General features: G+C 70.7%; 19 protein-coding genes and 1 pseudogene. 10 read left to right on the top strand and 10 right to left on the bottom strand.

Annotated elements, in window-relative coordinates:
• Nucleotides 1–61: 61 nt before the first annotated feature.
• On the top strand, nt 62–1,360 hold the full coding sequence (locus tag P3T35_RS07035; RefSeq protein ID WP_143676771.1) for a hypothetical protein: 1,299 nt from the start codon (nt 62–64) through the stop codon (nt 1,358–1,360).
• 82 nt (nt 1,361–1,442) lie between these two features.
• On the opposite strand, the gene P3T35_RS07040 is transcribed toward P3T35_RS07035, so the two are convergent.
• The 5 genes from P3T35_RS07040 to P3T35_RS07060 form a co-directional block, all read right to left on the bottom strand.
• The gene (locus P3T35_RS07040; protein WP_180356383.1) at nt 1,443–3,053 is read right to left on the bottom strand and encodes an ABC-F family ATP-binding cassette domain-containing protein; all 1,611 of its coding nucleotides are present in this window, start codon (nt 3,051–3,053) and stop codon (nt 1,443–1,445) included.
• A 528-nt stretch (nt 3,054–3,581) separates the two neighbouring features.
• Complete coding sequence (locus tag P3T35_RS07045) at nt 3,582–5,006, bottom strand: prolyl oligopeptidase family serine peptidase (protein WP_101379701.1); 1,425 nt, start codon at nt 5,004–5,006, stop codon at nt 3,582–3,584.
• A 38-nt stretch (nt 5,007–5,044) separates the two neighbouring features.
• Nucleotides 5,045–5,608: a helix-turn-helix domain-containing protein gene (locus P3T35_RS07050; protein ID WP_101379702.1), complete on the bottom strand. Its 564-nt coding sequence runs from the start codon at nt 5,606–5,608 to the stop codon at nt 5,045–5,047.
• A gap of 136 nt (nt 5,609–5,744) precedes the next feature.
• Nucleotides 5,745–6,749, bottom strand: a complete 1,005-nt coding sequence (locus P3T35_RS07055) for an NmrA family NAD(P)-binding protein (RefSeq protein ID WP_280704666.1) — start codon at nt 6,747–6,749, stop codon at nt 5,745–5,747.
• A complete protein-coding gene (locus P3T35_RS07060) occupies nt 6,746–7,570 on the bottom strand; it encodes a polysaccharide deacetylase family protein (RefSeq protein ID WP_101379703.1) in 825 nt (274 codons plus the stop codon). The genes P3T35_RS07055 and P3T35_RS07060 overlap by 4 nt, the downstream gene beginning before the upstream one ends.
• An 88-nt stretch (nt 7,571–7,658) precedes the next feature.
• On the opposite strand from P3T35_RS07060, the pseudogene P3T35_RS07065 reads away from it, so the two are divergent.
• Nucleotides 7,659–8,014, top strand: a pseudogene (locus tag P3T35_RS07065) (helix-turn-helix domain-containing protein).
• An 86-nt stretch (nt 8,015–8,100) separates the two neighbouring features.
• Here the strand turns inward: P3T35_RS07065 and P3T35_RS07070 are convergent.
• Entirely contained in the window at nt 8,101–8,952 is an 852-nt protein-coding gene (locus P3T35_RS07070; RefSeq protein ID WP_280704667.1) for a LysR substrate-binding domain-containing protein, read from the bottom strand.
• Between the two features lie 80 nt (nt 8,953–9,032).
• On the opposite strand from P3T35_RS07070, the gene P3T35_RS07075 reads away from it, so the two are divergent.
• The 6 genes from P3T35_RS07075 (at nt 9,033) to P3T35_RS07100 (ending at nt 13,407) form a co-directional block, all read left to right on the top strand.
• Nucleotides 9,033–9,527: a cupin domain-containing protein gene (locus P3T35_RS07075; RefSeq protein WP_101379705.1), complete on the top strand. Its 495-nt coding sequence runs from the start codon at nt 9,033–9,035 to the stop codon at nt 9,525–9,527.
• Between the two features lie 46 nt (nt 9,528–9,573).
• A complete protein-coding gene (locus tag P3T35_RS07080; protein WP_101379706.1) occupies nt 9,574–9,933 on the top strand; it encodes a DoxX family protein in 360 nt (119 codons plus the stop codon).
• Nucleotides 9,934–10,409: 476 nt separating this feature from the next.
• Nucleotides 10,410–10,832, top strand: coding sequence for an ATP-binding protein (locus P3T35_RS07085; protein WP_180356384.1), 423 nt, complete (start codon nt 10,410–10,412; stop codon nt 10,830–10,832).
• A gap of 85 nt (nt 10,833–10,917) precedes the next feature.
• On the top strand, nt 10,918–11,589 hold the full coding sequence (locus tag P3T35_RS07090) for an SUMF1/EgtB/PvdO family nonheme iron enzyme (protein WP_101379708.1): 672 nt from the start codon (nt 10,918–10,920) through the stop codon (nt 11,587–11,589).
• Nucleotides 11,590–11,627: 38 nt separating this feature from the next.
• Nucleotides 11,628–12,263: a hypothetical protein gene (locus P3T35_RS07095; protein WP_101379709.1), complete on the top strand. Its 636-nt coding sequence runs from the start codon at nt 11,628–11,630 to the stop codon at nt 12,261–12,263.
• Between the two features lie 46 nt (nt 12,264–12,309).
• The gene (locus P3T35_RS07100) at nt 12,310–13,407 is read left to right on the top strand and encodes a DUF2332 domain-containing protein (RefSeq protein WP_101379710.1); all 1,098 of its coding nucleotides are present in this window, start codon (nt 12,310–12,312) and stop codon (nt 13,405–13,407) included.
• A 57-nt stretch (nt 13,408–13,464) separates the two neighbouring features.
• Here the strand turns inward: P3T35_RS07100 and P3T35_RS07105 are convergent, their stop codons facing one another.
• The gene (locus P3T35_RS07105; RefSeq protein WP_101379711.1) at nt 13,465–14,136 is read right to left on the bottom strand and encodes a TetR/AcrR family transcriptional regulator; all 672 of its coding nucleotides are present in this window, start codon (nt 14,134–14,136) and stop codon (nt 13,465–13,467) included.
• A 59-nt stretch (nt 14,137–14,195) separates the two neighbouring features.
• On the opposite strand from P3T35_RS07105, the gene P3T35_RS07110 reads away from it, so the two are divergent.
• Complete coding sequence (locus P3T35_RS07110) at nt 14,196–15,632, top strand: aldehyde dehydrogenase family protein (protein ID WP_101379712.1); 1,437 nt, start codon at nt 14,196–14,198, stop codon at nt 15,630–15,632.
• Between the two features lie 51 nt (nt 15,633–15,683).
• On the opposite strand, the gene P3T35_RS07115 is transcribed toward P3T35_RS07110, so the two are convergent.
• Nucleotides 15,684–15,986 (bottom strand): hypothetical protein, encoded by a 303-nt coding sequence (locus P3T35_RS07115; protein ID WP_101384927.1) that lies wholly within the window; start codon nt 15,984–15,986, stop codon nt 15,684–15,686.
• 178 nt (nt 15,987–16,164) lie between these two features.
• Nucleotides 16,165–16,647: a MarR family transcriptional regulator gene (locus tag P3T35_RS07120; protein WP_101379713.1), complete on the bottom strand. Its 483-nt coding sequence runs from the start codon at nt 16,645–16,647 to the stop codon at nt 16,165–16,167.
• Nucleotides 16,648–16,689: 42 nt separating this feature from the next.
• On the opposite strand from P3T35_RS07120, the gene P3T35_RS07125 reads away from it, so the two are divergent.
• On the top strand, nt 16,690–17,616 hold the full coding sequence (locus tag P3T35_RS07125; RefSeq protein ID WP_101379714.1) for an alpha/beta hydrolase: 927 nt from the start codon (nt 16,690–16,692) through the stop codon (nt 17,614–17,616).
• Nucleotides 17,617–17,738: 122 nt separating this feature from the next.
• On the opposite strand, the gene P3T35_RS07130 is transcribed toward P3T35_RS07125, so the two are convergent.
• Nucleotides 17,739–18,683 (bottom strand): alpha/beta hydrolase, encoded by a 945-nt coding sequence (locus P3T35_RS07130; protein WP_101379715.1) that lies wholly within the window; start codon nt 18,681–18,683, stop codon nt 17,739–17,741.
• Nucleotides 18,684–18,754 lie beyond the last annotated feature (71 nt).

Genomic DNA, 18,754 nt, shown 5'->3' on the forward strand with positions numbered 1-18,754 from the left:
CTCCGCCCAAGCGGACTTCGACCACGTCCTGTCAGATCTGACCAGAAAGCAGGCCTAAGCCATGCCTTTTGAGGATGACTTCAGCAACGCCCTACGAGAGGCGGCCGACGCCTCCGAAGCACCGCCGGTGCAGCTGATGGCCACCGGCGCCGCCCAGCGCGGCCGGCGCACCAAGCGCCGCCGCACCGTGCTCGCCGCGACCGCCTCGGTTGCCGTGCTGGCCGTCGCCGGCACCCTGGCCGTGAAGCTCGGCGCCCCGGTGACCCGCCCGGCCCCCGCCACCAACCTGTCGGCCGCCGCCGACAGCGCCTCCCCCTCGCGCTCCGCCGCTCAGGCCGATGTCGCTGCCCCGAAGTCGATGACGGGCGATCAGATGCTGGCCCTGTTCAAGACGAAGCTGCCGAGCGGCCTGCAGCTGACCAGGCCGCTCGGCCAGGGCACCGGGTCCGACAGCCAGTCCGGCATCCAGGAGGCGATGGCCGGCTACACGGTCGTGGACAGCAAGGGCTCGGGCGGGGTGGAGATCACCGTCACCCACCAGAAGGCGGACCTCAACTCGGCGGGCATGGTCTGCTCCCCCGGCTGGACCAACTGCACCCGGACCGCCCAGCCCGACGGCAGCTATCTGCGCCTCGACCTGCCCCCCAAGGCCGCCGGCGGCGAGCAGCTCTGGGCAGTCCAACTGCAGCGGCCCGATGGCATCGTGGTAACGGCCAGCTCAAGCGATCTCCCCGGCCCCGGCCAGCCCATGAGCCCCACCCCGACCCGCGACGCACCGGTACTGACGGCCGATCAGCTGAAGGCCATCGCCCTCGACCCGGTCTGGCTGCAAGTCGGCGCCGCACTCGCCGCGGCGCAGGACGTCCCCGAGAACCAGTCGGCCCACCCCCAGTGGGCTGGACTGCCGACCGACGACATCCTGCGGATCGCCGCCCCGCTGCTGCCGGCCGGCCTGACCGAGAAGCAGATCACGGGGGCTGCGAAGGACGACGGATTCGCCACCTTCACCGTCGACGACGGCTCCGGGGCAAGCATGGTCCGGCTGACCGTCGAGGACTGGAGCGACTTCAAGCAGACCCGGTACAGCGGACCGCCGATCGACACCGAGTTCACCGACGCCACCGTCCTGCCGAACGGCGACAAGCTGAACTCCGGCGCCGACAACCCGGCCTTCAACTACAAGGGCGTGACCCGCAACTGGGCCCAGGTCCTGACGCCGAACCATGTCATGGTGCTGGTCGAGGCCTTCAACGGCATCGACTACAAGGGCGACATGATCACCCGCAGCCTGCCCGCGCTCACCGTCGACCAGGTCAAGGCGATCGCGATCAGCCCGACCTGGCACGGCCCCACCAAGTAGCCGCGCCGGAACGGCCGGTGCGCCGATCCGCCCGGGGGACGGATCGGCGCACCGATCACCACTCCTGCATCTCCTACACCGCCTACATCGGATCCACCTGCCGCAACCCCTCACCGTCCAGCTGAAGCCACCGGGTCAGCCCGAGCCGCCGCAGGAAGCGCACATCGTGGCTGACCACCACGAACGCACCGCGGTACGACTCCAGCGCCTCGGTGAGCTGGCGCATGCTGGCCAGGTCGAGGTTGTTGCTGGGCTCGTCGAGCAGCAGCAACTGCGGCGGCGGGTCGGCGAGAAGGAGCGCCGCCAGGGTGGCGCGGAACCGCTCGCCGCCGGAGAGCGTGCCGGCCGGCTGGTCGGCACGCCTCCCCCGGAACAGGAACCGCGCCAACCGGGCCCGCACCAGGTTGTCGCTGATCCCGGGCGCCAGCGCCTTGACGTTGTCCACCACGCTGAGCTTGTCGTCCAGCAGGTCGAGTCGCTGCGGCAGGTAGCGGATGGTCACCGGCGTCAGCAACTCGCCACTGACTGGCGCGAGTTCACCGGCGATGGTGCGCAGCAGCGTGGTCTTGCCGGCGCCGTTGCCCCCGACCAGGCCGACCCGCTCGGGGCCGCGCAGGGTCAGGTTGACAGTGCCGCCGTGCGCCAGCGCGACGTCCGCCATCCGCACCACGCTGCGCCCCTCCGGAACTTCGGTGCGCGGCAGGTCGATCCGGATCTCGGCGTCCTCGCGGAACGCCTCCTCGGCGGCGACCAGCCGCTCCTGGGCGTCGGCCAACCGGTCGGCGTGCAGGGTGCGGTGCTTGCCTGCGGAGACCTGGGCCTGCCGCTTGCGTTCGCCCATCACGATCTTGGGCTCCCGCTTGTTCTCGTACATCTTCTTGCCGTAGCGCACCCGGCGAGCCAACTTCACCTGGGCCTCGGCCAGTTCACGCTTCTGCCGCTGCACATCGCTCTCGGCGACCCGGACCATCCGCTCGGCGGCCTCCTGTTCCACGGCGAGCGCAGCCTCATAGTCCTCGAAGTTGCCGCCATAGAAGTGGACTTCGCCGTCCCGCAGGTCGGCGATCTGGTCCACATAGGAGAGCAACTCCCGGTCGTGGCTCACGATCACCATCACGCCGGAGTAGCTCTCCACCGCCTCGTACAGGCGTTCGCGGGCAGCGCGGTCCAGGTTGTTGGTCGGCTCATCGAGCAGCAGCACGTCGGGGCGGTCCAGCAGCAGAGCGGCCAGCCGGAGCAACACCGCCTCGCCGCCGGACAGTTCGCCGACGGTCCGGTCCAGCCCCAGCGCGCCGAGGCCGAGCTTGTCGAGGGTGGCCTCAGCCCGCTCCTCAACGTCCCAGTCGTCGCCGATCACGGCGAAGTGCTCCTCGGCGACGTCCCCGGACTCGATCGCCCGCAACGCCTCCCGGCGGCCCCGGATGCCGAGTGCCTCGTCCACCCGCAGGCCGGTGTCCAGCGCCAAGTCCTGCGGCAGATAGCCGAGTTCACCACCGATCCGGACAGTCCCGCCGGTCGGGGTGAGCTCACCGGCGAGCAACCGCAGCAGCGTGGACTTGCCGGCCCCGTTGAGGCCGATCAGCCCGGTCCGGCCGGGCCCGACGACAAGGTGGAAGTTCTCCAGCACGGGCTTGCCGTCGGGCCACTCGAAGCTGAGGTCAGTACAGAGGATCGCGGTGGTAGGTGATGCCATAGGGGCCTCCTGCGAGGTTGCGCGAATGTGGGAACGAGCAACACGGGAGACACCGCCAGGAGGGCGAAGCGAGAGCAACGGAAGGCGTCCGCACGGGGACAGCTCCATACCGAGATCGCAGGCACGCTCCATGAACCGCGCGAATCCTCAGCGCGAGAGCGGTGTCTCAGGACCTCAGTAGAGCAACGGCCTTCTCCAGACTTCCGGCGAACCAACGACAACAACGGTACGCCCAGACTCGCCACGGGCGCAAAGGGTTATTTCCGATCCGGTCGGCGACGCCGTCCACCACGGCCTCCGCGCACCGCCGCCTTCAGCCAGCCCGTTGCACCGGAGGCCCGCCCGGCCAGATGACGGATCGTCACTCCTGCTGCGGCGACCGGATCTCCCTCCTCAGGTTGGTTCAGACCGCTACGGTGAGGTGTCCACGGTGGCGCTGACGCCGGAGGGGCCGCACGGACTGGAGAAGCCCCCGACATCGCCGGTCGCCTGGACGGAGTTCGGCGCCCCTGTTCACCGCAATGACCGTCACGGAGCAACACCCCACCACACCGCCCACGGTACGAACCCGACCGCGGCCAGCCCGACCGGGGCCAGGCGCAGCCAGAGCGCCCAGCTCGGCGTCACCCGTCGGCGCCAGAGTGCGGCTGCCGAGACACCGGCGGACACCACCACGGCGACGGCGAGCCCCTGCACCACCAGCCATACCACGGGACGGCCCCACACAACGGGCGCCGCCGTACCGTCCCCCGCCACGAAGACGGCGAGCGGGCAGGCCACCGCCGCCACGACCGCCAGCAGGCCGAAGACGGCCAACCACCGTACCGGGCGCAGGACTGGGCCCCGGCGCAGGACGGCACTCACCGGATAGGCGGCGAAGCCGAGAAGCAGCAACGCCGGTGCAAGCCAGGCGTACCAGGCATGGCTCGGTACGGGGGTCGTGGTGAGCGCCTGCCCGGGCGCGGGGGCGGCACTCGACGCCGGTGGGTGGCCGGCGGCCACGGCCCGCACCCATGAGGTCATGGTCTGCGCATAACCCGGGGCCAGCTCCCCCAGGTTCTTGCCGTCGAAGAGTGGGCCGCCGATCCGGTCGAACCCGTCCGTCGTGCGGTGCCCGTTGTGCGCACCGCCGGCGACGAAGCCGATGACGGCGTGCTGGTTTCCCGCCCGGGCCAGGGTCTCGCGGAAGATCCGCGAGCTCTCCTGGGGCGGCACCTGCGTGTCGTGCTCACCCCACAGCGCCAGCACCGGTGTTCGGTGCAGCTGTTCGAGCACCGGCACGGGGTCGTAGCCTCCTTCGGGGAACAGGCCGGTCGAGCCCAGGAATTGGGCGGTCGCGCCGGCCACGGTGCGACGGAACGGTCCGTCAACCCCCTGGTGGCGCAGGTGCGTGGTGAGGTTCCAGGCCTGGGTACGCAGCGGGTCGTAGCCGGACCCGCCGATGGTGACGACGAACGCTACGTCAGCCGAGCGCGACGCGGCCAGCGGCGCCACCCAGCCCCCCTCGCTGAACCCCCACATCCCGACCTGGCGTGGGTTCACCGTGTTCCTGGACTGCAATAGCCGCACTCCGGCGAGTGCGTCGTCGGCGAGCAGGCCGAAGTACACGTGGAGCCGGGAGTAGCCGACGGTCCGCTTGTCGTAGACGAGCGTGGTGATCCCGGCCCGCGCGAACGCCTCGGCCTCCTGCCGGTACTCCTCCCGGGGCCCGGCACCCGAGCCGCCGACGAGCACGATGCCGGGCCCCGGGCCGGATGCTCCGTCCTTGCTGAGGACGGTGCCGTGCAGGACGAGCCCACCGCCGCCCCGGAAGGTGACCTCCTGGCGGACCAGCCCGTCCCCGCCGGCGTACGCCACCGGCGCGGCCAGCAGGAGGAGGGCGCCGACCAACGCCCCGGACAGGACGGCCAGTACGGTGCGTATCAGTAATGCGGAACGAGCCCGGAACAGCACGGCGTGCGTCCCCCTTCGCAGTCGCTTGGGCCTGGCGGTCAGTTGATCTCGGGAATGCCGAGCAGCCGGACGAGCACGGCCCGCGCCTCGGGCGCCGCCTCGCCCTCCGGGACCGAGTACCGGTAGAGGAGCGCGATGTACTCCTCGAAGAACGCACGGAGTTGGCCGGGATCGACCCGGAGCGTGGCGCGCGAGAAGAGCGCCGCGTCGGCCCAGGGCCCCAGCGTGTCGCGCGCCTCCTCGAACCGCCGGGCGGAGTCGATCAGTTCGGCGAGGTTCAGCCGGTGCATCTCGGTCAGCGCCTCGCGCATCTGCGGCGTCTGCCGGCTGTACGGCGGGAACCGCCGGTCCCCCGGCACCGCACGCCACCACCGCTCCCGCCCCTTCGCCAGCTCCGGTACCTCCTCGACGAAGCCGTGCTTGGCCAGCTGTCGCAGGTGGTAGCTGACCAACCCCGTACTCTCACCCAACTCGCGTGCGAGAGCGGCAGAGTTGGCCGGTCCCCGGCGCAGGCATTGCTCGATCTTCTGCCGCATCGGGTGCGCGAAGGCGCGCAGCGCCTCGACATCGGTGATCTCTTGGGCAGGCGGTTGTTCGGCCATGTCCGAAGGCTACGAGTTGCAAATGACATTTGCAAGGAATCTTTGCAACTCTCCGTGCTGCCGTCGTGATCGGTCTCAAACCGTGGCATCTTCCTCGGCGGGTCCTTGGTGTGTGCCATGCCAGGTTTGCCAGGTCTCAGGCTGGCGTCGGCCCCGGTCCGGAGCGACGACGCCTGTCGTGCGTGCTCGCGTTCGGACGTGACGTGGTGGGTGGTCGTCCCGTCCATCCGGTGTGGTGCAGCCAGTGCTCGAAGGTCATCAAGGCGGGGTGCAGGCGGCGCAGGAGGTTGATGTCCCGGTCTCGGGCGTAGAGATCACGGTGGGCGAAGAACTGGAACATCGCTGCGTAGTCGTGGCCGAAGTCGGGGACGGCGGCGCGCAGGTCGTCGTGCGGCATCGGGATGTAGGTGCTGGGGGTGCCCGTGACTTGAGCGAAGGTAGCGGCGATCTCGTCGCCGGTGAGGCTGTCGCCGATCACCGCGAGGTCGCGGGCGCCCCAGGACTGCCAGTTGTCGAAGATGTGGCAGGCGAACCAGGCGATGTCGTCGAGGGCGACGAGCGGGTAGCGGGCGGTGCCGAGGGGGAGCCTGAAGGTCAGGCCGCCCCGGCCGTCCGGTCGGGGGGTGAGTCGGTCCCGCAGGTTCTCGAAGTACGGCGCCGTGGTCAGTACCGAGACGTGGTCCGTGTACCAGCCGTCGGTCTCCTTGCGGAGCATTTCCTCCGACCGCATCAGGTCGATGTGGGCGGCGACGGCGGCTTTGCTGTCGAAGTGCGGGACGGGGTGGCCGGTCAGGGACACCGCGCTGTCCAACGAGGACCAGATGAAGCGCTCCACGCCGGCCCGCTCCGCGGCGGCCAGCAAGTGCAGCCCTTGCCGGTACTCACCCACGGCGCTGCCCGTCGCGAAGAAGTCGGTGTTGGCGAACACGCGGTCGGCCTTCCCGATCAGGACATCGAGGGCCGCCGGGTCGGAGTGGACCAGTCGCACGCGGTCGGGCGCGGTGGCGGTGAGTTCGGTGGCGTGGGCGGACTCCGGGTGGCGGGTGGGGACGGTGATGGTGGCGTCGGTGGTGGCCAGCAGGTGGTGGATCACGTGGCTGCCCATGGCTCCGGTGCCGCCGACGACGAGGACGTGGGTCATGGCGTTCTTCCCTGGTGTGTCAGGACGTGTTCGGCCGCTTGGGCGTGGGTGGCGACCCAGACGTCGCCGGACTCACGGATGTGGTCGAGGATCTGGCCGACCATGCCCGCGAGGAGCGGTCGGCCTCCGACGTGGGCGTGAATGGTCAGGCGGAAGACGCCTGGGCCGGGGGCGGCGAGCAGCTGGTCCAGTAGCTCACGGTGCAGGTCGCGGTAGGCGTACGGGCCGGCCGCGGCGTCGCGGACGTCGGAGTGGTCGCTGTGCATGAGGGAGACCAGTGGACCGTGAGCGGTGGACAGGATCTGCGGGAGGTCGTGGTCGCCGTGGTCGCCGGTCCAGCGGTAGCCGGCCTCGGCGAGCAGGTCGGCAGTGTGCCTCGAACCGGTGGCGCGTGGGCTCATCCACCCCGTCGGGCGAACGCCGGTGACTCGGCGAAGGATGTCGGTGCAGCGACGGATGTTGGTCCGCTCGGCATCGACGTCGAGCAGCGCGGGCACCACGTCCTGGGCCCAGGAGTGTGCGGCGACCTCGTGGCCCGCCTCGTGCACGGCCATGACGGTCTCGGGGTGCCGCTCGGCCACCAGTCCGTTGACGCCGACGGTGGCGGGCAGGTCACCGAGGACGTCGAGCAACCGCCAGATGCCGGTGGTGACGCCGTAGTCCGCCCAGGAGGTGCTGTGGGTGTCGTCGATGCCGGACAGCGGCCACGCCGCGGCCATCGGCGCGTAGGCGGGCCAGTGCCCTGGTGACCACAGCTCCAACGCGACGGTGATCAGCGCGACGACCTTCCGCCCGCCCGGCCAGTCGGTTACTGCCCTCATTCGGTTCCCCCGCTCGGTAGCTTCTGCCGTGGACGCTAGTGAGGCGGCGGGTACCTCCAGGTTCCTGGCAGCGGGCTACCGTCGGGGTATGCGTGAGTACCCCGGCAGCGTCTTCCTCGCCGACTGCCCGGCTCGGCTCGGCTGGCGATCGAGATCATCGCCGACAAGTGGGCGGTGGTCGTGCTGTTCGCGCTGAGCCGGGAACCGTGCAGGCACGGCGAGCTGGTCGACCTGATCGGCGGAATCTCGCGGAAAGTGCTGACCCAGACGCTGCGGCGGTTGCAGGGGTACGGCCTGGTCGACCGCCACGCCGAGGCCGGGAAGATCGAGTACGTGCTGACAGACTTGGGCCGGACGCTGGTGAAGCCGATCGCCGTGCTGACCGAGTGGGCTCACGAGCACGGCGCGGCCGTGGTGGAATTCCAAGAGTCCAAAACGGACTGAATGTTTGGGCCTCCCCTCACGTCCGCCATCGCCGTTCGAGCGCAGCCGGTGCTTGGCGTGGGACGCGGGCGATAGTCGGCGACAACTCAGTTGCGGTAGGCGGCTGTCGCGATCTCGATGAAGGATCGGATCAACGGGTTGGTGTCCCCTTCATTCCACACCGCCACCACTCGGCTCGGCAGCATGTCGATCAGCGGCACCACCGCCAACTCGGCGGGCAGGTCGTGTCCGAGCGGGGCCAGGCCGACCGTGCCGTTCCACAGCACGGCCTGCAGGCATTCCTGGACGGCGCGCACCACTGGGCCCTCACGCGGCCTGCCGCCGTTCCAATACGCCTGCCAGATGGGGTCGGTGCCCTGCGGGAACTGGAACCAGCGGCGGTCGCTCAGCTCGGCGAGCCGCAGCCGCTCGCGGCGGGCCAGCGGATCGTCGGCGCGCAGGACCACGCCGACCGGATCGGTTCGCAGCGCACACACCGTCAGGGCGGTCTCGTCGAACGGCGCCCGGGTCAGGGCGACGTCGACCAGTCCGGCGCGCAGCCCGCAGGTCGGGTCGGTCAGATCGGTGTCGCGGATGCGGATGTCGATGCCCGGGTGGGTTCGGCGGTAGGCGGCGGCCAGCCTGGACACGCCCGGGTCGGTGCCATCGCCCAGGATGCCGACGGTGATGGTCGCGACGCCGGCCGCAGCGCTCACGCGTACCCGGACGCGGTCGGCGTGGTCGAGTAGGGCCCGCGCCTCGTCGAGCAGCACCTCGCCCACGGGAGTGAGCGTCACGCCGATCGGCGAGCGGGCGAACAACAGGGCCCCGACATCGGCCTCCAACTGCTTGATCGCCCGACTCAGCGGCGGCTGACTCATGTGCAGTCTGGTGGCGGCCCGGCCGAAGTGGAGTTCCTCGGCGACCGCCACGAAGTAGCGCAAAGTCCGTAGCTCCACGCTGCAACGATACCCACGAGGTATCGGCGCCGCGGGATGGGTCTTGGACACTGGCAGGCCCCCGGCGGTGCACTTGTGGCATGACCGAAGAAGCGAAGACCAACGCATCGCAGGCCCACCCCGCCGTATCGGTGGTGGGCCCTGGCGACGGCGAGACGATCGTTCTGGGCACCACGCGGATGCGCGTCCTGGAGGACGGCAGCCACACCGGGCACCGCCTCGCGATCGCCGAGTCCGTCCTCGCCCCGCACACTCCGGGACCGCCGCAGCACCGCCACGCCCAGCACGACGAGGGCTTCTACATCCTCTCCGGCACCGTGCGGTTCACCGCCGGGGACGAGGAGCACGACGCCGCCGCGGGCACGCTCGTGATGGTTCCGCCCGGCACCCCGCACACCTTCGCCAACCTGACCGACCAACCCGCCGTCATGCTCAGCACATTCACCCCCGACCTGTACGTGCAGTACTTCCGAGACCTCCAAGAGGTGCTCGCCGGTGGCCGGCCGCTGACGCCGCAGGCCAATGTCGACGCGATGAGCCGCTACGCGACCGAGCCTGCCACCGACCCCGCCTGAGGCAGCCGACGGCTCCCCGTGAACCGGGGACTCATGAACGGGAACCATGAACATCGCCTACTGGATCGTCGCGGGACTGCTCGCCCTCTTCTACTTCTACGCGGGCACGCTGAAGGTGACCCGCAGCCGCGATCAGCTCCGACCGATGATGGCCTGGGTCGACCGCATACCCTTGCCCGCCCTCAGGGCGCTGGGAACGGTCGAGTTACTCGGCGCGACCGGCCTGATCCTGCCGCCACTGACGGGCATCGCGCCCCCGCTGGCGCTGGCCGCGGCCAGCGGCTTCGTACTCCTCCAGGCAGGTGCGATCGCCGTCCACCTGCCCGGCGAAGACCACCGGATCGCACTCAACGTCGGGCTCACCACCACCGCGGCTGTGACCACCTGGCTGGCCACCAGGCTGTGATGGAGCACAGCCCTCGACTGGCGGATGGCAGAGGGACAGCCGCCACACGGCCGCTGCCAGTTCCGTCGGGACGGTGCAGGTGCTTCGCCACAGTAGGCCTCACCGCCTGCCGTTTGGAAGTGAAGCCGACCCGCATCAAATAGCGTGTGGGGTGCGGGAAATGTAGCCGCCGGTGGCATCGCCCGCTCGTCGGCACGCCAGGTACCGGGCCCGGAGGGTCAGGACTGGCCGGCGAGGAAGCGACCGATCGCAACGGGAGCCCGCTCACGTAGGAAAGCAGCCGACGGAGCAGCTCGATCCACGGCGGGTCGAAGGAGACCCGCTGCACTGGTGAGGTTCCGCAGGCCTTCAGCACCGTGCCCGCCGCCCCAAGGCTGGGTCGGCGGGCACGGTGCTGCGCTGCCACTCCGAGCGGACAGTCGCTCTGCTTGCCCTACTCGGTGACGGTGGAGGGTGCAGCGCCGGTGGTGAGGCCGGTGACGAAGGTCTGCCACTCGCCGGTCGATTCCCAGCCGCAGATCATCGGCGGCCTCAGGAGGCAACTCCGGGAGCTGGCGCACCTGTTCGGGGCGCTCGACGGCCCGAGAATCGCGGACATGGAGGTCGGGCTCACCGAGTTGCTGACCAACGTGGCCGAGCACGTCCCGGACCGACGCGCCGTCGTCACCGTCGACTTCCTGGGCAGCGGCGGCATCGTCGTCCGCGTCCGGGACTCCTCCGAGCAGGCACCCGCCGCAGGTGAACTCCCCCAGGACGACGACTGGTTGAACCTCGCCGAGGGCGGCCGTGGGCTCGCGCTCGTCAAGGCCACTGCCACCAGCATGAACTGGCGCCGGATCCCCGGCGGCAAGATCGTCGAGGCCGCCTACCTCCCGCTGCCCGCTGCCCGCCACCACTGAGGCGCTTGGTACCAGACCTTGCCTCAGTCGATCTGGTTCGGCTCTGCCGTCTCGCACCGGCGGCTTTCGTTAGGATCTCCTGATCATGGACGTCATGATGGGCAATGAGATGATCGCCATCCCGCCAGGGCAGGTGACGCTGTCGGACCGGCGGACGCAGCGCAGTTGGTCGGTCGAGCTTGCTCCCTACCAGCTCGCGGCATTCCCGGTCACCCAGGCGTTGTACGCACAGATCACGGGCCGGCGGCCGAGTACCGCCCATGGGGACCAGTTGCCCGTCGAGTGCGTCTCCTGGTGGGACGCGGCGCGGTTCTGCAACGCCCTGTCCCTGTGCGAGGGATTCACGCCCGCGTACCACATCCACCCGGACGGCGAAGGTATCGAGTGGGACGCGTCCGCCGACGGGTACCGACTGCCGACCGAAGCCGAGTGGGAGCACGCCTGCCGTGCCGGTACGGCAGGACCGCGCTACGGGGACCTCGACGAGATCGCCTGGTATCGCGGCAACTCGGACGAGCGCATCCACGACGTGGGCGGTAAACGCCCCAACCCGTGGGGGATTTACGACATGCTCGGAAACGCCTGGGACTGGTGCTGGGACGTCTACGACGCCGAGGTCTACGGCACCTACCGGGTGCTCCGTGGCGGCGGTTGGTTCGATGAGCACTGGAGTTGCCGGGCCTCCGCGCGGCGCCGCAGCCACCCCACCTTCCAGGTCGACGACGTGGGATTCCGCATCGCACGTTCCCTAGGGTGACGACCAGGTTGTCGGAGGAGGATGCCAAACTCGCCGCCATGAAGATGATCGACGCGATCGAAGCGGTTCTGAAAGCCAACAGCAAGCCGTCGTTCTGGGGGGCGGGGGAGGAACGCCTCGGCTACCGGGGTGAGTTCACGCTGGCCGGGCAGCTGTTGAGCCGTGGGAACATCGCGGTGTGCGGCTTGGAGGGCGGCGACTTCTTCACGTTCGACGAGGTCGCCGACGGCCTGCACGAGGTGTATCTGGCGTACGACTGGGATGACGAGCAGGGCGCCACCGTCTCCGCCGTCGCGCTGGTGGCGAGTGGGACGACGCCGGAGGCCCTGGCGGGGGCGACCTGGGAGGAGGCGGCGGAAGACGTCAACGCGCTGAGCGACCGGGCCTCGGCGATCTCCTCCAGCACTCCCGACAACCTGGTGGTCGGCTGGGCGCTCCGGCGGACCGCCGGATTCGCGGACGCCGAGGACCCGGAGGCGCATGCCGTGGCCCAGTTCGAGGCTCAGCAGGAGGCCGGCTCGCGGACCCCGGTGCTCGATGTGGTGGTCGACCCGGCGAACGAGGCGAACGCCCTGGTGTTCCCCACCTGCCAATTCAACTCGGACAGCATCCTGGTCGGCCGGGACGAGAGCGGGGCGGGCGTCGGGATCTTCTGGTCCGACTTCTCGGGATGAGGGGGAGCATCAACTGCGAGACGTGAACGGGGGCTAGAGTCGTCGGATGCCAAAGTCGGCCGCAGGAGACCCCGTTCCCGGGCGTGGGGCTCGCACGCTCGCTCAGGTATACCGGCATTTCGGTGAGGTCGACGCCGCCGAGGCATCGCCGCTGTACGCGCGCGTCGCCCTCGCCATGAGTGAGTCCGGCGAGGCTCTGCGCGCCATCGAGACGGCGCCGGCGCGCAAGCGGCAACCCACGGTGATTCTCGCAGCGCTGCACGATCTCGCCCTCGCTGGACGCGCCCCGGCTCTTGCTGCGGCCTATGCCGCTGCGGATGGCGACGCTGCCGCCGGCGCGGCGATCGACACGCTGCTGGAAATGACCGACTCGGTCGTGGCCATCGCCGCGCGGCGCCGGATGCGGGCCACCGAGTCCGGACACTGCGCCGTGCTGTATCCGGCCATTGCCGAGGCGGCGCGTCGGGTGGGTGCGAAGACGGTCGGGCTGATCGACGTGGGCTGTTCGGCTGGGCTCAATCTCAATGTCGATCGCGTTGGCATCACCTACAGCAACGGCCAATCGTTGGGCGACTCGTTGTCTCCGGTGCAGTTGTCGTGTTCTCTCGTGGGAGACCGGCCCGTTCCAACGGGGGCGATGCCCGAGGTGGTCGCCCGGGTGGGTGTCGACCTTGATCCGGTGGACGTGACCGACGCTGATGAAGCTCGATGGTTGCGCGCCTGCCTGTGGCCCGATCAGCCGGATCGCGCCGCGAAGCTCGACGCGGAACTGGCCTTGGCGGCGACAGCCCCTCCACTGCTGCTGACGGGCGATGCCGTCGAGGTGCTGCCTGACGCCTTCGCCCGGGTTCCTGCGGACGCCCTGCCCGTCGTCACCACCACATGGGCGCTGTCGCGCTTCTCGCTCGAGAGCCGCCTGCGCTTCCTGCACCGCCTCGACGAAGCGGCGAGCGGCCGGCCGGTCGCGTGGGCGTCAGCGGAGGGGGTGGGAGTCGCGCCGACGATCCCGACCTTTGGCGATCGCCGCGCGTCTGGCCACAGCATCATCGGCCTGGCGGTGTTCGAGCAGTCGGCTCTGCGCGCCGAGGCCCTTGGCCGCTGCTGGTCGCAGGGCCGTTTGCTGTCGTGGCTGGCTGACTCCTAGTCCGGTATTTCAGACATCACCCTCTGGGCATTCGCGTCTGCGCTGGACGATCACTCTTCAGGCCGGCCGACCGCCCACGGCCCGCAGGGCGAAGGGGAGCAGCCGGTCGGCGGTCTCGCGGGCCGTGGTCTCGTCGACGTCCTCCGGCAGCTGCGGGGTCAGCAGGAAGTGGGTCATCACCGGGCCGGCCACCACCTCGCCGAGCAGGTCCGCGTCCTCGACCGGTGGGATCTCCCCGCGCTCGACCGCCCGCCGCACCACCTCCGCCACCCTCCCGTACAGCGGCTGGAGGAATGCCGTGACCAGCGCCCCGGCGAGGGTGCTGTTGTGGGCCGCCTCGCCGATCAGGGCCCGGATCAGTCGGCCCCCCTCACCCGTCATGCTGGCAGCCTTGTCGTGCAGGACGACCCGCAGGTCACCTTCGAGGCTGCCGGTGTCCGGCTGGTCGTACGACACCTCCCCGTGGAGCGCGGCGGCGGCGATCACCAACTCCTCCTTGGACGACCAGCGCCGGTAGAGGGTCGCCGTCGACACCCCCGCCCGGGCCGCCACGGCGGCGGTGGTCAATCCGCCGTAACCGCTCTCCGCCAGGACGGCCAGCGTGGCGTCCAGCAGCGCCCGGTCCCGGCCGGCATCGCGGGGGCGGCCCCGACGCGGCGCGGACTCGGCTGCGGATGCGGATGCGGATGCGGACTCGGCGGGCTGTGACGGGAACGTGCTGCGGGTCATGCCACAGAGTTTACTCAAAACAAGAAACGAAATCGTTTCGTTTCGTTTATGCTCAAGGCATGAGCGCTGACACTCGCCACGCCGAGAGCAACGAGCCCACCGCGACCACGGACACCGCCGACAGCACCGGCCCCGCCGCGACCGTCTCCCGCCTGCACGCCGCCTTCGCCACCGGCCGCACCAAGCCGCTCGCCTGGCGCAAGGCCCAACTGCGCGCCCTGCGGCGCCTGTTGGTCGAGCAGGAGGCCGCCTTCACCGCTGCCCTGCGCGCCGACCTCGGCAAGAGCGCCGCCGAGGCGTACACCACCGAGATCGGCTTCACGATCACCGAGATCGACCACACCCTGCGCCACCTCGACCGCTGGGTGCGCCCGCGCCGCATCCCGGTGCCGCTGGCGCTGCAGCCGGCCCGGGCCCGTACGGTGCGCGAGCCGCTGGGCACCGTGCTGATCATCAGCCCGTGGAACTACCCGCTCCAACTGGCACTGGCCCCGCTGGTGGGCGCGCTGGCGGCGGGCAACTGCGCGGTGGTCAAGCCCAGCGAACTCGCCCCGGCCACCTCGGCGGCGCTCGCCGACTGGCTGCCCCGCACGCTGGACCGGCAGGCCGTGGCCGTCGTCGAGGGCGGGGTGCCGGAGACCACCGCCCTGCTGAAGCAGCGCTTCGACCACGTCTTCTACACCGGCAACGGCACCGTCGGCCGCGTCGTGATGACCGCCGCAGCCCGCCATCTCACCCCGGTCACCCTGGAGTTGGGCGGCAAGAGCCCCGTCGTGGTGGAGCCCGGCACCGACCTCGCGACGGCGGCCCGCCGGATCGCCTGGGGCAAGTTCATGAACGCCGGCCAGACCTGTGTCGCCCCCGACTACGTCCTCGCCATCGGCGACACCGCCACCGCCCTCGAACGGCACCTGACCGCGGCGATCCGCGAGATGTACGGCACCGACCCGGCGAAGAGCCCCGACTACGGCCGCATCGTCAACGAGCGCCACTTCGAGCGCCTGGCCGCCCTGCTCTCCGACGGCCGGATCGTCACCGGCGGCGATCACGACCGCGCCGACCGCTATCTCGCTCCGACCGTCCTCGCCGACGTCGACCCGGAGGCTCCGGTGATGCGGGAGGAGATCTTCGGCCCCGTCCTGCCGATCGTCCGCGTGCCCGACCTGGATGCCGCGATCGCGTTCATCACCGCCCGCGACAAGCCCCTCGCCCTGTACGCCTTCACCTCATCCCCCACCACCAAGCGCCGCCTCGCCTCCGAAACCTCCTCCGGCGCCCTCGCCTTCGGTGTCCCCAACGCCCACATCGCCGTCCCCGGGCTCCCGTTCGGCGGCGTCGGCGAGAGCGGCCTCGGCGGCTACCACGGCGCCCACTCCATCGACACCTTCAGCCACACCAAGTCCGTCCTCGACAAGCCCCTCCTCGCCGACCCCCTCCGCCTCGCCTACCCGCCCTTCACCGCCGTCAAGTCCCGTCTCCTGCGCCGCCTTCTCTGAGCACCGCAGCGGCGTCGCACCGAAGTCACCGCAGTCACCGCAGTCACCGACCTACAGCGCGAGCCACCGCTCGTCCTCGAACTCGGCGGGCACCTCGTCCTCCCACGGATCGATGCCGCGGCTCTCCAACTCCTGGAACCACCGGTCCCGTTGGGACTCGGGGAGCCGCCGTCCGCACCACGGGCAGAACTCGATCCCGATGACCGACGCACCACCGTCGTGGATGATCAGCCCGTACTCCTGGTACTTGGCCGCGAAGTACACCAGGGCATCGGGGCAGGAGAACGGGTCGTCGTGCTGGTCGCACTGCCAGTTGACCTGTTCCGTCATCTGGTCGCAGCAGTGTCGCGTCATGGCCTCGGCTTCCGGTCGATCATTCGGGCGGTCGACGCCGAAGTAGACCATGTCCGGCAGGAGCCTGCCCGATCGGCCCTCCGCACTCCCCCTCCGCGCGAGTTGGGCCAGGACGCCGGCCCGGCGTCCCAAGCCCGGGCCGCGATCCTGCCCCCGGCTTCGCGTGCCGACGCGCTCGTCAGCCCGTGGGCATCCCGACCTGGTCGCGTTCGAGCGCGGACCGCAGCACCGCGAGGGCCTGCGCGACCGCCGCCAGCGCGGGAGCATCCAGGGCGCCCCCGAGCAGCTCCGCCAAGGCCTCCGCGAACGTCCGCTCCGCCTCCGCGACGAGCCGGGCACCGTCATCGGTCAGGGCCAGCAGCGAGGAGCGGCGGTCCGCCGGGTTCGGGCGGCGGGCGGCCCAGCCCCGCTTCTCCAGGCGGTCGATGCCCTTGCTGGTCGCTCCGACCCCGATGGCGAACTCGGCGGCGAGGTCCGCCACCCGGCAGCCGGGGTGGTCGCGCAGATAGCCCAGGAACTCGTACTGCGAGGTGACGATCCCGTGCCGCTCGCGGAGGCGGTCGCCGACGGCGTTGTAGAGGCGCGTCTCGCACCGGACCAGATCGGCGAACACCCCGGGGAAATCAGCTGCGGCGCCGTCTGCGCCGGATGTATATTCCACGGCATATACTGTACAGGAAGCTACCTATGGCAGGAGTGTGCCATGAGCAGGGAACAGCGCATCCGGGTCGACGCGATCCTGCGACAGCCAGGCCCCGAGGGACCCCGGTCGGTCGAGGAGATCCGCGCCGGATTCCGGCAGTTGATGGGCCAGATGATCGTGCCGCACGACCGCATCCGCACCGCACCGTCGACGCTCGGCGGCCGGCCCGCGCTGCGCGTCGAGCCGGTCGGGGGACCGGGCCCGGGAGCCGGGACGATGCTCTACTTCCACGGCGGCGGCTGGGTCTTCGGCTCGCCCGAGACCGCGCTCTCGCTGACCGGGCAGCTGGTGGCCAGGACCGGCCTCGGCGCCCACTCGCTGGACTACCGGCTCGCTCCGGAACACCCCTTCCCGGCCGCGATCGAGGACACCCTGAGCGCCTACCGCGCCCTGCTGGAGAGCGGCGGGGACCCCGCGGCCATCGTCATCGCGGGCGACTCGGCCGGCGGCGGACTCGCCGTCACCACCTGCCTCGCCGCCCGTGACGCGGGCCTGCCGATGCCCGCCGCCGTCCTCGCCTTCTCCCCCGGCACGGACGCGACCCGCACCGGCGAGAGCATGGACAGCAAGGAGGGCGTCGACCCCATCTTCACCCGGGCGGCCCTCGCCCACACCGGAGCCATGTACCTGGCGGGCGCCGACCCCCGCCACCCGCTGCTGAGCCCGGCCGTCCACGCCGACCTGACCGGCCTGCCCCCGATGCTGATCCAGGTCGGCGCCAACGAGGTGCTGCTGGACGACTCCACCCGGCTGGCCGCGCGAGCAAGCGCGGCGGGCGTGGACGTGATCCTCGACGTCACCGCCGACGTGCCGCACGTGTTCCAGGCGTTCGCCGGCGTCCTCGACGAGGCGGACGAGGCCCTGGACCGGGCCGCCCTCTTCCTGCGCCAGCGGATCCGCACCGGGGATTCCGCAGGCACGCGCTAGTACGGCAACGGTGCTCAGCATGACGATCGTTCAGCTGTGATCGCCCGATATTTTCGCCCGACCATGACTGGGTCGGCGACCGATCCGAACAGCCGTAACGATGAACACCGTTGCAGTACTGGCTAGTCGAGTGCGGTGCTGACGGCACCCCGGAGGAACTCGGTGACCTCCGCCCGTGCGGCCTCGGCGACCGGCCCGACCACGCCCGGCATGCTGAGGAAGGCGTGCCGGGCACCGGGGTATTCCGTCAGCCGCACCAACGTCCCGCCCTCGCGCAGGCGTTCGGCGTAGCGGCGGCCGTGGTCGGCGAGCGGGTCGTGGGTCGGCAGCACCACCAGCGCCGGGGCGAGGCCGCTCAAGTCGTCGGCGTACAGCGGTGACAGGGTGCGCGGGTCGGTTCCCGACGGGACGGCGAGGCGCTGGAGCAGGCGCAGTTGGGGCACGGTGAGGGTCGGGCTGACCGCGTGCTCGGCGATCGAGGGGTGGTCGAGCATCGTCCCGGTGACGTCGACGACGGGGTTGACCAGGACCTGCGCCCTCACATCGAGGCCGGCCGCGCGGGCCCGGATGGCGGCCAGGGCGGCGATCAGGCCGCCGCAGCTCTCACCGAAGACGGCGACGCGCGCCGGGTCGATGCCCAACTCGTCGGCGTGGCGCACCACATGCTCAAGCACGTCCCAGCCGTCGTCGACCGCGGCCGCCAGCGCGGTGTCAGGGGCGAGCAGGCGGTGCTCCACCGAGACGACGAGCGCGGGCAGTTGGGCGGCGAGGTGGCTGTTGACCCAGTCGCTCTGCACCGCCGTGCCCACGAACCCGCCGCCGTGCACATGGAGCACCAGAGGCAGGTCGCCGTGCCCGAGGGACGCCGGCCGGTAGACCCGCACCGGCAGGCGGCGCCCCGGCAGCGCCAGCTCCTGCCAGTCGATCGCCGCGCCCGGATCCGGCACTCCGGTGATCTCCCGCGCCTGAGGCGCCGCCCGCCTGCGGTTCTCCGCCTCCCGGTAGGCGGCCAGTTCCTCGTCCGTCATCGTCGCCCAGTCCTGCTGTGCCGCTAAAGCCTGGCTCATGTCGTCTCTCCTCGGTGCCCATAGTTTCGCTACCTCAGGTATCGATACCTAAGGTAGCGAAACAAGCTACC

Origin of the sequence: Kitasatospora sp. GP30 (assembly GCF_029892145.1) — a bacterium.
GTDB classification, from domain to species: Bacteria; Actinomycetota; Actinomycetes; order Streptomycetales; family Streptomycetaceae; genus Kitasatospora; species Kitasatospora acidiphila.

What these genes read in the sequence shown, in the direction of transcription:
- P3T35_RS07035 (WP_143676771.1), top strand. Translation starts at nt 62, where the DNA reads ATGCCTTTTGAGGATGACTTCAGCAACGCCCTACGAGAGGCGGCCGAC.
- P3T35_RS07040 (WP_180356383.1), bottom strand. Translation starts at nt 3,053, where the DNA reads ATGGCATCACCTACCACCGCGATCCTCTGTACTGACCTCAGCTTCGAG.
- P3T35_RS07050 (WP_101379702.1), bottom strand. Translation starts at nt 5,608, where the DNA reads ATGGCCGAACAACCGCCTGCCCAAGAGATCACCGATGTCGAGGCGCTG.
- P3T35_RS07055 (WP_280704666.1), bottom strand. Translation starts at nt 6,749, where the DNA reads ATGACCCACGTCCTCGTCGTCGGCGGCACCGGAGCCATGGGCAGCCAC.
- P3T35_RS07060 (WP_101379703.1), bottom strand. Translation starts at nt 7,570, where the DNA reads ATGAGGGCAGTAACCGACTGGCCGGGCGGGCGGAAGGTCGTCGCGCTG.
- P3T35_RS07075 (WP_101379705.1), top strand. Translation starts at nt 9,033, where the DNA reads ATGACCGAAGAAGCGAAGACCAACGCATCGCAGGCCCACCCCGCCGTA.
- P3T35_RS07080 (WP_101379706.1), top strand. Translation starts at nt 9,574, where the DNA reads ATGAACATCGCCTACTGGATCGTCGCGGGACTGCTCGCCCTCTTCTAC.
- P3T35_RS07090 (WP_101379708.1), top strand. Translation starts at nt 10,918, where the DNA reads ATGGACGTCATGATGGGCAATGAGATGATCGCCATCCCGCCAGGGCAG.
- P3T35_RS07095 (WP_101379709.1), top strand. Translation starts at nt 11,628, where the DNA reads ATGAAGATGATCGACGCGATCGAAGCGGTTCTGAAAGCCAACAGCAAG.
- P3T35_RS07100 (WP_101379710.1), top strand. Translation starts at nt 12,310, where the DNA reads ATGCCAAAGTCGGCCGCAGGAGACCCCGTTCCCGGGCGTGGGGCTCGC.
- P3T35_RS07105 (WP_101379711.1), bottom strand. Translation starts at nt 14,136, where the DNA reads ATGACCCGCAGCACGTTCCCGTCACAGCCCGCCGAGTCCGCATCCGCA.
- P3T35_RS07110 (WP_101379712.1), top strand. Translation starts at nt 14,196, where the DNA reads ATGAGCGCTGACACTCGCCACGCCGAGAGCAACGAGCCCACCGCGACC.
- P3T35_RS07115 (WP_101384927.1), bottom strand. Translation starts at nt 15,986, where the DNA reads ATGACGCGACACTGCTGCGACCAGATGACGGAACAGGTCAACTGGCAG.
- P3T35_RS07125 (WP_101379714.1), top strand. Translation starts at nt 16,690, where the DNA reads ATGAGCAGGGAACAGCGCATCCGGGTCGACGCGATCCTGCGACAGCCA.
- P3T35_RS07130 (WP_101379715.1), bottom strand. Translation starts at nt 18,683, where the DNA reads ATGAGCCAGGCTTTAGCGGCACAGCAGGACTGGGCGACGATGACGGAC.